Source organism: Metabacillus niabensis, assembly GCF_902829255.1.
Taxonomy (GTDB): Bacteria; Bacillota; Bacilli; order Bacillales; family Bacillaceae; genus Metabacillus; species Metabacillus niabensis.
On record NZ_CADEPK010000359.1, the window covers coordinates 1 to 13,192 of the forward strand.

General features: G+C 35.0%; 12 protein-coding genes and 1 pseudogene. 6 read left to right on the forward strand and 7 right to left on the reverse strand.

Annotation, left to right across the window (positions count from 1 at the left end):
• Window positions 1-138: 138 nt before the first annotated feature.
• The 6 genes from nadE to HU235_RS20780 all read right to left on the reverse strand — a co-directional run bounded on the left by nadE (window position 139) and on the right by HU235_RS20780 (window position 5,606).
• A complete protein-coding gene (gene nadE, locus HU235_RS20755) occupies window positions 139-960 on the reverse strand; it encodes an ammonia-dependent NAD(+) synthetase (protein WP_174881459.1) in 822 nt (273 codons plus the stop codon).
• Between the two features lie 4 nt (window positions 961-964).
• Window positions 965-1,588 (reverse strand): nicotinate (nicotinamide) nucleotide adenylyltransferase, encoded by a 624-nt coding sequence (gene nadD, locus HU235_RS20760; protein WP_145582493.1) that lies wholly within the window; start codon window positions 1,586-1,588, stop codon window positions 965-967.
• A 60-nt stretch (window positions 1,589-1,648) separates the two neighbouring features.
• Window positions 1,649-3,130, reverse strand: a complete 1,482-nt coding sequence (locus HU235_RS20765) for a nicotinate phosphoribosyltransferase (protein ID WP_095302009.1) — start codon at window positions 3,128-3,130, stop codon at window positions 1,649-1,651.
• Between the two features lie 52 nt (window positions 3,131-3,182).
• A complete protein-coding gene (locus HU235_RS20770) occupies window positions 3,183-3,731 on the reverse strand; it encodes a cysteine hydrolase family protein (protein WP_174881460.1) in 549 nt (182 codons plus the stop codon).
• A 24-nt stretch (window positions 3,732-3,755) separates the two neighbouring features.
• A complete protein-coding gene (locus HU235_RS20775; RefSeq protein ID WP_095302011.1) occupies window positions 3,756-4,535 on the reverse strand; it encodes an NUDIX hydrolase in 780 nt (259 codons plus the stop codon).
• A 351-nt stretch (window positions 4,536-4,886) separates the two neighbouring features.
• Window positions 4,887-5,606: a 3-ketoacyl-ACP reductase gene (locus tag HU235_RS20780; RefSeq protein WP_095302012.1), complete on the reverse strand. Its 720-nt coding sequence runs from the start codon at window positions 5,604-5,606 to the stop codon at window positions 4,887-4,889.
• A gap of 350 nt (window positions 5,607-5,956) precedes the next feature.
• Here HU235_RS20780 and glnA point away from each other — a divergent pair, with 350 nt between their 5' ends.
• The 6 genes from glnA (at window position 5,957) to HU235_RS20810 (ending at window position 12,828) form a co-directional block, all read left to right on the forward strand.
• Entirely contained in the window at window positions 5,957-7,321 is a 1,365-nt protein-coding gene (glnA, locus tag HU235_RS20785; protein WP_095302013.1) for a type I glutamate--ammonia ligase, read from the forward strand.
• Between the two features lie 227 nt (window positions 7,322-7,548).
• Entirely contained in the window at window positions 7,549-9,285 is a 1,737-nt protein-coding gene (locus HU235_RS20790; protein WP_174881461.1) for a glycosyltransferase family 2 protein, read from the forward strand.
• A gap of 102 nt (window positions 9,286-9,387) precedes the next feature.
• On the forward strand, window positions 9,388-10,671 hold the full coding sequence (locus tag HU235_RS20795; RefSeq protein WP_174881462.1) for a nucleotide sugar dehydrogenase: 1,284 nt from the start codon (window positions 9,388-9,390) through the stop codon (window positions 10,669-10,671).
• Window positions 10,668-11,630, forward strand: a complete 963-nt coding sequence (locus tag HU235_RS20800; protein ID WP_174881463.1) for an NAD-dependent epimerase/dehydratase family protein — start codon at window positions 10,668-10,670, stop codon at window positions 11,628-11,630. Before HU235_RS20795 ends, HU235_RS20800 begins: the two co-directional genes overlap by 4 nt.
• A gap of 186 nt (window positions 11,631-11,816) precedes the next feature.
• Complete coding sequence (locus HU235_RS20805; protein ID WP_174881464.1) at window positions 11,817-12,614, forward strand: DUF2642 domain-containing protein; 798 nt, start codon at window positions 11,817-11,819, stop codon at window positions 12,612-12,614.
• A gap of 13 nt (window positions 12,615-12,627) precedes the next feature.
• Window positions 12,628-12,828 carry a hypothetical protein gene (locus HU235_RS20810; protein ID WP_095302018.1) on the forward strand — a complete coding sequence of 67 codons (201 nt, stop codon included), beginning with the start codon at window positions 12,628-12,630 and terminating at the stop codon, window positions 12,826-12,828.
• A 67-nt stretch (window positions 12,829-12,895) separates the two neighbouring features.
• On the opposite strand, the pseudogene HU235_RS20815 reads toward HU235_RS20810, so the two are convergent.
• Window positions 12,896-13,192, reverse strand: a pseudogene (locus HU235_RS20815) (glycosyltransferase family 2 protein); the annotation flags it as partial.

Sequence of the window (13,192 nt, forward strand, 5' to 3'; positions counted from 1 at the left end):
ATCTTCTTTTTTATTTATAATAATATTATTATGTAAACTAATTCTTTTTATTAAGAAAATACTACCTCAAAACCTCAAAAATCAAATGGGGACATCCCATTTTCAGATAAGGAGAGTTTAGAGGTAGCAATCTTTAGATTATTTCCACCAATTATCAAACATTGTCGCAGGAAGCTCACGTTTATGCTGTGTTAATATATAGCGTTTTTCGATTTTTTCTGCAACATCTTCTGGTACTTCTTTTCCTTCTAAGTAATCATCTAATTGATCATAAGTAATACCAAGTTCTGTCTCATCAGCTTGTTGTGGAGTATTGTCGAGTAAATCTGCTGTTGGTGTCTTTAGATAAAGCCGTTCAGGTGCATTTAATTCGATTAACAGGCTTTTCCCTTGACGTTTTGTAAGTCCTGTAAGCGGGAGAAGGTCTGCGCCGCCATCACCGTATTTTGTGAAGAAACCTGTAACAGCTTCTGCTGCATGATCAGTACCAATTACTAATAGACCGTTTTGCCCGCCAAATGCGTATTGTGTAATCATTCGAACTCTAGCCTTAACATTACCTTTATTAAAATCAGATAGTGATTCTTTTACTGTTTCTAAATAGCTTTTTGAAAATGCATCAACAGTATTTAAAATATCGAACGAAATGCTCTCATCTGGTTTGATAAAAGATAAAGCAAGCTGTGCATCGTCCTCATCCTTTTGAATGCCATACGGGAGTCTAACGGCAATAAATTTTGCGTCATATCCTTCGTTTCTTAATTCCTCTACAGCAATTTGAGCAAGGCGACCAGCAAGGCTGGAATCCTGACCACCGCTAATACCTAATACAAAGCCTTTAGCACCGGTTTTTTTTAAATAGTTTTTCAAAAAAGATACTCGGTTTTGAATTTCTTCATTCGGATCAATTGACCCTTTAACATTCAACTCATTCATAATTTTTTCTTGATAGCTACGCATTTGATCATTCCTCCGTTTGATATAATCCATGGTCTTTAATGTATTGATAGCATGCTTCTGGAAGTAGGTAACGCGGTTCTCCACCTAGTGAAAATTCTTCTCTAATATAGCTAGAACTGATTTCCATCGCTAGTCCTTTATCAATTAAATGAAATGTTTCACCGTCATCGTTATTGCGTAAAATAGGTGAGCTGCTTATTGCTTTTAACATATCAATTCCATCTCTTGCCATGACGATAAATTTATTTTCCTTTACTAGCAGTTCTGAATTTCCCCACTTACCTTTTCCGATATCTATGAGCAAATCAGCACCCATAATAAAATATATCGTATCATTTATAAATTTTTTTTTGAAATATTTCAATGTTTCGTACGTAGAAATATTCCATGCATTTTGCTTCATTTCGTAATTATCAGCAGTAAATTTATCGTTGTCTTGAATGGCTAACTGAAGCATATTCCAACGATGCTGGTCAGCTGTTTGCATTTGTTTATCCTTACGTTTATTAGAGCAAGGTAAGAATATAACTTTGTCAAGCCTACAACGGTGTTGGATCGTACTAGCCGTCCAAAGATGAACATTTGTAACAGGATCAAATGATGAACCATAAATGCCGATTTTGGCCATTTTTCTCCCTCCAAAGCAAGGATTAATATATCAATTTAAGAAGGGAGTAGGAAGGGAAGGCTATTCCTTACTCCGTTTTGCAATCATTTCAGATACTTTTTGTCTTACTTCATCGATGTTTCGCATCTTGTTGTCCCAGCACTCTTGGCTAAGGTCTACTGGATATTCCTCTGGGTGAAGTGAGCGTTTATATTCATCCCATAGTAGTTGTAAATTCTTTTTAGTGTATGCTTGCATTTCTTCTAATGAAGGGGTGTCATAAACAAGTTGACCGTTATTAAAGATCATTTGATGTAATTCTTTTGCTTCGAAATTTGTTACAAATTTACTAATAAATGTATGAACTGGGTGGAACATTTTTATTCTTTCTTCTTTTTCAGGTGTTTCATGTTGAAGAGTAATATAATCACCTTCAGATTTGTTATTTAATCGATTAATAATTCGATATACTTTTTTAAGACCAGGTGTAGAAACCTTTTCTGGATTTCCACTAATTTTTATCGTATCGATCATTTGCCCATTATCGTCTTCAATTGACACTAATTTATATACCGCACCTAATGCAGGCTGGTCAAATGCAGTAATAAGCTTTGTTCCGATTCCCCAAATGTCAATTTTTGCACCTTGAGATTTTAAATTCATTATCGTTTCTTCATCTAAATCATTTGATGCGATAATTTTCGTATCGTAAAAACCAGCATTGTCTAACATCTTTCTAGCTTCTTTACTTAAATAAGCAAGGTCACCACTGTCAAGACGTATGCCTTTAAAAATTATTTTGTCTCCCAACTCTTTCGCAACTTTAATAGCATTTGGAACGCCAGATCGTAATGTATCATACGTGTCAACGAGAAATACGCATTCCTTATGTCGTTCAGCATATTTGTGAAAGGCAACATATTCGTCCTTATATGCTTGGATAAATGCATGTGCATGTGTTCCAGAGACAGGGATGCCAAATAATTTTCCTGCTCGTACATTTGATGTAGCATGGAAACCACCAATATATGCAGCTCTTGTACCCCAAATCGCAGCATCTAATTCCTGTGCACGACGTGTTCCGAATTCCATAAGAATATCATCACCAGCTACATGTTTAATACGTGCAGCTTTTGTTGCGATTAATGTTTGGTAGTTCACAATGTTTAGTATCGCTGTTTCAATCAATTGAGCTTCAGCTAACGGTGCCTCAATTCGGATAATAGGCTCATTTCCGAATACCATTTCGCCTTCAACGACAGAATAAACGGTTCCAGTAAAACGTAGTTCCTTTAAATAATTTAAAAAGTCATCATCATATCCTAAATCATTTTTTAAATAATTCAAATCAGACTCACTAAAGTGGAAATTTTCAAGATATTGTATGATTCTTTCAAGACCAGCAAAAACGGCGTACCCGTTTCCAAAAGGAAGTTTACGAAAGTAGACTTCAAAGACAGCTTTTCGTTCGTGAATACCGTCATCCCAATACGATTCTGTCATATTAATTTGATATAAATCTGTGTGTAAGGCGAGACTATCGTCCATATAATTGTTATTCATTCTATTATCCTCCAGTACATTCTTTCACATTAGGTCACTTTATAAGTGAATGCTAGATAACTTGTGCGTTTAAACAGTTTTTAAAGTGATTAAGTGCCCATTCATGACCTTTCCCGTTAAAGCTAGCGCATGCCTTTTCGTGAATGACAAGTTTATAACCTTTATTGTAAGCATCAATTGCAGTGTGTAGTACACAAATATCAGTGCATACACCAACTAAATGTAATTCGGTAATGTTTCGTTCCCTTAGCTTAATTTCTAGATTTGTACCGGCAAAAGCACTATATCTCGTTTTATCCATCCACATAACATGCGGAAAATCTTTGTTATTCAAATATAGCTGATTTAATTCGCCATATAAATGTCGGCCATTTGTATCTTTCATATTGTGAGGGGGGAATAGCTTAGCTTCTGGATGAAATGGATCATTTTCGAGATGCATGTCAATGGCAAAAACGACAAAATCACCAGATTTTATAAAATCATTCGTAATTGTAACAAGGTCTTTTTCAATGTCCTGACCAGGCTTTCCACATGTTAAAGCACCATTATCATCAACAAAATCATAGGTATAATCAATATTAATTAAGGCTCTATTCATTTTTAGCCCTCCTATTTATATCATTTAATATCTTGCTGTATAAATTGGTTTTACTATATTTACGTCATCTATAAATTGGTATAATTGTGTTGGCGTTTTTGACGTTCTCTGTGTTTTTTGTCCAGGAACTTCTTTAATAAAAGGTAGAGATTTGATTTTCCTTGCAAATGCTTGATCACTAGTAATACCAGAATCATTTGTTACAGTCTTTAATACAGCCTGTAATTCAGAATACGTAAATTGGTCTGGTAAAAAGCTTTTAGCTATTGTTGTATGGAGTAAATCATGCTTTATTACCTTTATCGCATCCTCGATGATTTGACGGTGATCAAATGCTAAATCAAGTGTTAAAACATCATCAATCGAGAACAATTTTACATCATCTGCATCATCATTTGCTTTTCGTTTCTCAAGGGCATGTTCTGGAACGATTGCATAGTGTGCATTCGATATAATCCAGCCACGAGGATCTCTTCCGGGTTTATCATATACGTTATAATGTTTAATGTGGATACTGCTTACACCTGTTTCCTCCTCAAGCTCGCGTTTTGCTGCTTCAAATGCAGATTCATCAGGCTGAACAAACCCTCCAGGTAAAGCCCATTTGCCTGCTTCAATATTCGGTAAACCTTCAGCGTTTAATTTGGAACGTTTAATTAGCATCACCATCAATGTCATGAGAGGTGGTTTAAAATCTCCAAGCTTTGATGAAAGGATGGTGAAAACAGCAATATCTGATGTGTAACCATCTGGGGTTCGAAATAAACTAGAATCATATTGCTTTAATGCATCATGGTTAGACATAGTTCTGCATCTCCTACAAGTTTTTAATTAACTAAGTGTTAATTGTTAATAGTATTATATGCTAACTTTTTCACAATGTCTACAAAAAATGAGAAAAAAATTGGAAAGAAAAAAAGGGGATAGATAGGGAGGTACCTTTTAGTGTATGGATTTTGAATAATAATATTAGGACTACTTAGAAACAGACATTTCTTTTCTTAGAACAACTCGATTACACACATGTTTTCAAGTTTTAACATGTTGCTTTTTTATTTATTAGAAGGAGCTCGTAATATTGTTTAATAGTAAAAGGAAAAGACTGCCTCTTAAAAAGAAACAGCCATGTTCATTAAGGATTATCAATTTTACATTTTATGGATTTGTGGACCAAAGTCCTGCAGATTTAATAAAGACACGAGGATGAAGCTTTAATTGAGCAACAATAAATTCCGCCAAATCTTCAGGCTGCATGACTTTCTCTGGATTACCATCTGTTAGATTTTCTTTATATGCTAATTCTGTTGCAACAGTACTTGGAGTTAATGCTGTCACACGAATATTATGTTTGCGAACTTCTAGAGCTAGTGATTCAGTTAAACCTAATAGACCAAATTTAGATGCGCTGTAAGCACTTGTCACTGGTGCACCTTTTTGTCCAGCAGTAGAGGAAATGTTAATAATATCTCCACCATTTTTCTCAATTAATTGTGGCAATACGGCACGAGTCACATAATAAACGCCCATAAGGTTTACATCAATTATTCGTTTCCATTCCTCAGGTTCAAGCTCGAGGAACTTACCAAATTTACCTGTACCTGCATTATTAATTAAAATGTCAACTGAACCTAATTCATTTTTTAGCTTCTCAATAGCTTTATTGACCTCATCTATTGATGAAACATCTGCAGTTGCATAAGCAGTTTTCACACCAAAAGCGTCAAGTTCCTTCTTTACATTAAGTAAATCATTTTCTGTACGTGCTAATAAAGCGATATGTACACCTTCTTGTGCAAGGGCGATTGCGGTTGCTTTGCCAATTCCCTTACCAGCACCTGTTACAAGTGCAACTTTACCTTTTAAAGATTGAGCCATTATCATTACTCCTTTCAATATGTATGTGCATATTCATTTATACCGAGTAACGATTATAAAGTCAAAGAAACTGCTTTTCATTTTTTGTTTATACTTATATATCTACGGTAGACGGATATCTTTATATTTATACGAAATTGATAATGAATATACAGATTTCGCTCTATATTTCTACTAAAATCTGAGAGAAGATGCCAATTATCTTAAATGTTCTTTAAGTGTAACCGCTTTCTACTATAAAATTATAAAAATACAGAAAATTTTAATAGAAAGCCCTTGTCAAATAGTGTCGGTTTTCATATAATAAATTCATGTTATTTAATTCGACATTGAATGAGAGGTTTTGTGACATGGTTGAAGCGGTTATTTCAAAAGAGAAAAATGAAACAGAAGTTATAGCTCAAATAAAAGAAACGATGAAAGTTAAAAATGTTGAACTAATTCATCTGCAATTTGTTGATATTGAAGGCATTCTTAAAAGTATTACAGTTACAGCTGAGCAAATCGACGATGTTGTTGAAGGAAAGCAAATGTTCGATGGTTCATCTATTAAAGGATTTTCTCCTATCAATAAATCAGATCTTTATTTAGTTCCAGACCTTTCAACATTTGCTGTTCTTCCGTGGACAGTAGAGGAAGATTATTCTGAAGCAAGATTTATTTGTTCTGCAACAAACCCTGATGGAACACTTTTTGAAGGTGATACACGTAATGTGTTAAAGAAGACAGTTGAACGTGCTGCTGAAAAAGGTTACACAATTTCAGTAGGGCCTGAGTTAGAGTTCTTCTTATTCAAAACAGATGAAAACGGAAATCCGACAATTGAATTAGGAGATAACGGAGGTTATTTCGAACCTTCACCAAAGGATTTAGGTGAGCGTGTAAGATTAGAAATCTATCGTGCCTTAAAAGCGATGGGCTTTACAATCGAAGCTTCACATCATGAGGTTGCAGAAGGTCAACATGAAATTAATTTTAAATATGCTGACGCTTTAGGTGCAGCTGATTTAGCTACTACTTATAAATGGGTTGTTAAAACAATTGCACAACAATTTGGTTTACATGCGTCATTTATGCCTAAACCAGTTTTCGGAATTAACGGATCTGGCATGCACGTAAATATGTCATTCTTTAAAGATGGCGAGAATGCGTTCTTTGACCCAACTGATGAAATACAATTATCTGAAGAAGCATATCAATTTATTGCTGGACTTGTTGAGAATGTAAAAAGTTTTGCTGCTATAACAAATCCATTAGTTAACTCATATAAACGTTTAGTTCCTGGATATGAAGCGCCGTGTTATATTGCATGGTCAGCATCTAACCGTTCAGCGTTAATTCGTATCCCAGCGAAAAAAGGAATGGCAACTCGTGTTGAGCTACGTTGTCCAGATCCATCTTCAAATCCATATTTAACTTTTGCGGTAATTGCTTCAGCAGGGCTTGACGGAATCGAAAAAGGACTGAAAGCTCCAGCTTCAATCAACGATGATATTTTCCATATGACTGAGGAGCGCCGTGCTGAATTAGGTATCGAAAACCTACCAGGAAGTCTTGAAGCAGCAATTGCTGAACTAGAAATGGGAGAAATCGGCCGCAAAACTTTAGGTGACCACGTTTTTGGTGAATATGTAGCTGCGAAAAAAGCGGAATGGGATAGCTATCGTACCGCAGTTCACACTTGGGAACTTGTTAACTATCAATCTAAATTTTAATTTTTATGATGACTCAACATATGTTGGGTCATTTTTTCTGTTTAATTAGAAATAGAACTGAGTAGTTACCAACTTGTATGTTTTCTCTTCATCAAAAGAATTTCCTCAAAAATTGAAAAATGGCATGTAATACTTCCACTTCTTACTTACTTTTCTATTATTATCGTCTAAACAATTAAAAATCTTATACATACACTAATCTAGATTCTCAATAAGAAGGTGTTAATATGGGATTTCAATTTAATAAAAAAAAGGACGGTTCATTAAGAAGGACCATCTCAATGGAAGTCGGAACAGGAGAAGTTGAGCAGGGAACTATGTGGGAAATTGAATCTCCTAAAATTTCCTCTCCCTTTACAATTCGGAGAGATATAGAAAAAAAACTTTCGGTTGTTATTCCTGCTATGAATGAGGAGGACACACTGGAAGATGTCTTAATTGAAGTAAAAAAATTAATACCAGATGAAATTATTGTTGTTGTTAATGGTTCTACTGATAAGACTGCATTAATCGCTAGAAAATATGATGCAAAGGTTATAGAGTTTCATGATCGGATTGGCCATGATGTTGGCAGAGCTGTTGGTGCACTTCATACAGATGCAGATATTTATTTGTTTACTGATGCAGATATTCCGATTCCAGCTGAAGACTTGTATCCATTCGTCGAGGCGATTGAAAATGGAGATGATCTTGCATTAAATTCGATTTGTTGGGTAACGAGATATCCAAAACCTGATGCTCCTACGATTGACCGTGTTTTTATTAATATGGTTCAAGAACGTGAAGATTTAGGAGTTGAAAATGTCCTTACGATACCACATGCCTTTAGCAAAAAAGGGTTAGATACAATTAGTAAGGAGGCGCTTGCTAATCCACAATTAGCCAATGCACTTGCAATAGATAAAGGCTTACAAATTTCTGTACCTATTGAAATAAATGTTTTGCGTAGTAATAAGCGTCGTTCCAATCATAAAAAGGAAAAAGGCGAAATTATGTCTAAAGCGTATCAGCGCATGCATGGAGATACGATCGAGGCCATCCAATATTTACTAGATGAGTATGGAGAAAGAGGGATATATAAAGATAACTTAAAATTTAAAGCGGATAATGTTGAAAATTTAATTACCCAATGGAAGCAAATGAGTATCTCGAGAAATATTTCAATTGTTTTATCGATTTCACCTTACACTGTTTGTTTAAGAAACTTATTAGATGAACTCGTTCAATGTGGTGTGGAAATTATTCCGGTGGTTCAAATGCCGAATTCGTTAATAGTAAGGGAATTGAGAAGATATGAACTTCCATTTGTTAAGATAAATCAGTTTATAGGGCAGCATTCAGTATTTGCTCTAGGTGCTCAGCTTGCCCAAGGAGGTATAATTGTTTTTCACGATACAAGCTCACCGATAAAACCTTGGGAGCTTGCCCCATACTATGAGGAGATTATGCAAAATAAAATAGACATGACGATTAATAATCAAGGAAGATATCTTGGGAAAATGGAGTCTATGCATACAGCACATATCGGAAATTTGTTTATGAATATTGTCGGTTCTAAAAATGAAATTGCAACCTCATCAATGCTTATTCCGCCATTTGCATTAACGAAAGAAGCCTTAGAGAGGTTAAATCCGATTACACTGATGAGTCCGATGGTTGCCCATATGAAGGCTATCCATCTTGATCTTTCTATAAAGCCGATTCATGAGATTGATTATATTGGGCGGATTACCAAGCAATATCGACCTATCATTGTTAATGAGGAAAGATTGAAAGGAGATATTTTGGAAGGTCTTGCTTATTGGAATTCACTTTACGGAATTCGTGGTGGTTTTTTTGATGAGGGAAGAAATCGTGAACTACTTACAGGTAGTAAATATCTTAAAACAAATTTTCAAAGCTGTACAAAAGTCTATGAAAATCATGATATCTCCATATTAAATGATATAACTGTCACGAAATAATAGGTTTTCCCTATTAAATCAATAAAAATAGTGTTCTGTCCCTTTCGAAATAGAGGTAATCATCATAATTTGTAAAAGAACTTTTTAGAAAGGGGCAACAATGTGAATCAAAATAACACTCAAAAAATAGCAGTAATAGGATTAGGATTTGTCGGTCTTCCTTTAGCATGTGTTTTTGCAACTAAGGGATTTAATGTAATCGGAATAGATGTCGATGCTAATAAAATCGCATCTTTAAATGAAGGAAAAAGCTATATAACAGATGTTAGTGACGATATGTTAAAAGAAGTTATGGAAACGAAGAGATTTTCAGTCACTATTAATCCAGATGAAATGAAACAAGTGAATGCGATAATTATTTGTGTACCAACACCAGTTAACAGTGATAAATCTCCTAAATTAGACTATGTTACTAGCGCAGCAGAAGAAATTGCCAAAAGACTTCAACCTGGTCAATTAGTTGTATTAGAAAGCTCAACTTTTCCAGGAACTACCCGCGATATAGTGAAACCAATCCTTGAACAAAATGGTTTAAAGGCAGGAATTGATTTTAATTTAGCGTATTCACCTGAGCGCGTTGACCCAGGAAATGATAAATATCCGATTGACAGTATCCCTAAAGTTGTTGGTGGTATTAGCGAGAAATGCAAACAGGCCATCCAAGATTTATATGCAAAAGTCTATCAAACCATTGTACCTGTTTCTTCCACTGAAGCGGCAGAGGTAACAAAATTATTAGAAAATACGTATCGATTTATAAATATATCATTTGTAAATGAGATGGCGATTTTGTGTGATGAATTAGGTGTGAATTTATGGGAAGTAATTGAAGCGGCAAGCACGAAGCCATATGGTTACCATCCATTTTATCCTGGCCCAGGTATAAGTGGGCACTGTATACCAGTCGACCCACTTTATTTACAATACGTCTTTGAACAAAAGGGAATTACAAGCCGTTTCATTCAATTGTCAGATGATATGAATAAGGAGATTGTTGAATTTATTGTTCAACGTACATTAGAACTAGCTGGTAAAGAAAAACCATCAATTTTCATTTATGGATTAACGTATAAAAAAGATGTAGCAGATATTAGAGACTCAAGGGCAGTTGATATTTTTAAACAGCTTATCTCAAGTGGAGCACAAGTTGAATATCATGACCCATTAGTTCCAGAAGTTAAGATAAATAATGAATTTAGACGTAGTATTACACTCGATAAGCATGTGTTAGAGAGTGCTGACATCGTTCTTATATTAACAGACCATTCAATGATTCCAATTGATTTTATTGTTCAACACGCAAAAGCTATTTATGATACACGTGCTGTTACAAAAGCAAATCATCTACAAGACAAGGTGTATCAATTGGGGAATGGTGTCAAATGAGAGTACTAGTAACAGGTGGAGCGGGATTTATCGGATCCCATTTAGTAGAAAAACTTGTATTAAAAGAGCATGAAGTCATTGTAATTGATGACCTTTCGAATGGGCATATTGATTATTTAAATCCTATTATCCACAATAATAATTTAACGTTTATTAAAGGATCGATTCTCGAAACGGAATTGCTTGAGTCTATTTTTCCTAATGTAGACGTGGTTTATCATCTAGCAAGTGTTTTAGGTGTCAAAAATACAGTTGAAAATCCATTGAAGGTAATCGATGGAAATATAAATGGTACGAGAAAAATTTTGCAATTAGCAAATGACCATCAAGTAAAAGTAGTTTTTGCGTCAACATCTGAAATTTATGGAAAAAATACACAGCTTCCTTTTAAAGAGGATTCCGACCGAGTTTTAGGGCCTCCACAAACTCATAGATGGTGCTATGCAACTGCTAAAGCATTAAATGAGCATATTTGCTATGCGTATGCAAAACAGGGGCTAACAGTAACGGTTGTTCGCTATTTTAATACGTTTGGTCCGAGACAAACCGCCTCACAATACGGAGGTGTCATTCCGAAATTTATCACGGCAGCGTTAACAAATCAACCGATTACTGTTTATGGGGATGGAAGTCAAACGAGAAGCTTCCTATTTGTAAAAGACACTGTTGAGGCTACCTATCGTTGTATGTATCTTGAAGGCAAAAGTGAAACAATGAATATTGGAAGCACAGAAACTTTATCAATTATGGAGCTTGCCCAAAAAATTAAGGCCTTTACACAATCAAACTCTGAAATTGTCTGTATTCCATATGAAAAGGTATATGAAGATGGGTTTGAAGAAACGAAAAATCGATTACCAGACATTTCTAAAGCGAAAGATATTATTGGATTTTCACCAGTTACTTCATTTGATAAAGGCCTCCTTGAAACAATTGGATGGTATAAATCCAGGTTATAAAATTTCATTAGGAAGTGTTTGTTCGTTCACAAACACTTCCTAGTTTTTTATATAAAAAAGTAATTTGAAGATTGTTGGAATGAAATTAAGTTTTGTGAGAAAACCCTAAAAACTAATGGAAACGCCGATACCATTTTATCACGATAGGAATATAGTGGAACTAGAAAATATGAAAGGATGGTATGAATGGCGTTGTCTCCAGAGAAACGAGAAAAACTACGAACTGAATTAAAATTATTATCACTTCGAATGTCTTTGAATTTAGCAGAACAACTTGGAATTAAACCATATCCACTTACATTGCCAAGGACATCTGAACAAGAAATTGATACATCTGATGAAAGTATTGTTGAAGAATTAGAAAGTGAAGTTGAGGAAGAAGTTCAAGAATTAGAAGAATATGATACCAATGAAGTAATCGTGGAAGATATGGACGAAGATGAAGATGACGAATACGAAGAAGAGGAAGAGGACGAAGAAGAGGAAGTCGAAGAAGAAGAGGAAGTCGAAGAAGAAGAGGAAGTCGAAGAAGAAGAGGAAGTCGAAGAAGAAGAGGAAGTCGAAGAAGAAGAGGAAGTCGAAGAAGAAGAGGAAGTTGAAGAAGAAGAGGAAGTCGAAGAAGAAGAGGAAGTTGAAGAAGAAGAGGAAGTTGAAGAAGAAGAGGAAGAGGAAGAGGACGAAGAAGAGGAAGTTGAAGAAGAAGAGGAAGAGGACGAAGAAGAGGTTGCAGAAGAAATAAAAGAGTATGGTCTTACAAATAGAGATTATGAAAATGATGTTGTAGAAAATCGTTCATATCGATTGGATAAGAATATCAGCGGGTTAAGAAAAGTACTTTTGCCAATGGTTAATACTCAAGTGCTTGTGGAAACATCCTCTGGAGATATTTCAGGTACTTTATTAGCAGTCATGAAGGATTATATTGTAGTCGGTTATACGGTCTACATTCCTTTAATCAAAATAGAAGTCGTGACACAATTATAAAGGAGGGGCACATATGTATGAAAAGCAATTAATTGACGAATTGTTGCGTCAGGTAGGATCTGATATTGAGGTTAGTACAGATACTGTAGAAGTGGAAGGTTTGTTAGAGGAAATAAACAGTAATATTGTAACATTAGTCGAACCTTTAGAATATGGATCAAGGGGATATCGTTATATTCCTATCGAAGCTATAAATTTTATACGAGTTCTTTGAATATGACCTAGTAGGACACCCCTTGTCTTAAAGGCTTCTGAAGCTAAGTAGATGAGGGGATCTCACATTATAAAGGTGAGGTAGTCAAGTATACTATAAAATCATTCCATTTGGATTGATTTTTTTTTGTAATACTTTCATCATGCTGTCGGACATTGTAAACAGAAAAATCTTTGTACAAAATCCTTCCCGTTTTTAATAAATTGTATAATACAGAAACGTCCTCATACAATCTCCCATCCTCAAACGAAATAACTGGAAATCCACCGATGCCCTTTAATTTATCTGTCCGATAAATTCTTGGTCCTAAAGGATGAGGATATGTAAATAATTCTGTATGTGAATCAATTTGTTTCCCTATACG

Coding starts and splice junctions, on each gene's coding strand:
- nadE (WP_174881459.1), bottom strand. CDS start 960: ATGCGTAGCTATCAAGAAAAAATTATGAATGAGTTGAATGTTAAAGGG.
- nadD (WP_145582493.1), bottom strand. CDS start 1,588: ATGGCCAAAATCGGCATTTATGGTTCATCATTTGATCCTGTTACAAAT.
- HU235_RS20765 (WP_095302009.1), bottom strand. CDS start 3,130: ATGAATAACAATTATATGGACGATAGTCTCGCCTTACACACAGATTTA.
- HU235_RS20770 (WP_174881460.1), bottom strand. CDS start 3,731: ATGAATAGAGCCTTAATTAATATTGATTATACCTATGATTTTGTTGAT.
- HU235_RS20775 (WP_095302011.1), bottom strand. CDS start 4,535: ATGTCTAACCATGATGCATTAAAGCAATATGATTCTAGTTTATTTCGA.
- HU235_RS20780 (WP_095302012.1), bottom strand. CDS start 5,606: ATGGCTCAATCTTTAAAAGGTAAAGTTGCACTTGTAACAGGTGCTGGT.
- glnA (WP_095302013.1), top strand. CDS start 5,957: ATGGTTGAAGCGGTTATTTCAAAAGAGAAAAATGAAACAGAAGTTATA.
- HU235_RS20790 (WP_174881461.1), top strand. CDS start 7,549: ATGGGATTTCAATTTAATAAAAAAAAGGACGGTTCATTAAGAAGGACC.
- HU235_RS20800 (WP_174881463.1), top strand. CDS start 10,668: ATGAGAGTACTAGTAACAGGTGGAGCGGGATTTATCGGATCCCATTTA.
- HU235_RS20805 (WP_174881464.1), top strand. CDS start 11,817: ATGGCGTTGTCTCCAGAGAAACGAGAAAAACTACGAACTGAATTAAAA.
- HU235_RS20810 (WP_095302018.1), top strand. CDS start 12,628: ATGTATGAAAAGCAATTAATTGACGAATTGTTGCGTCAGGTAGGATCT.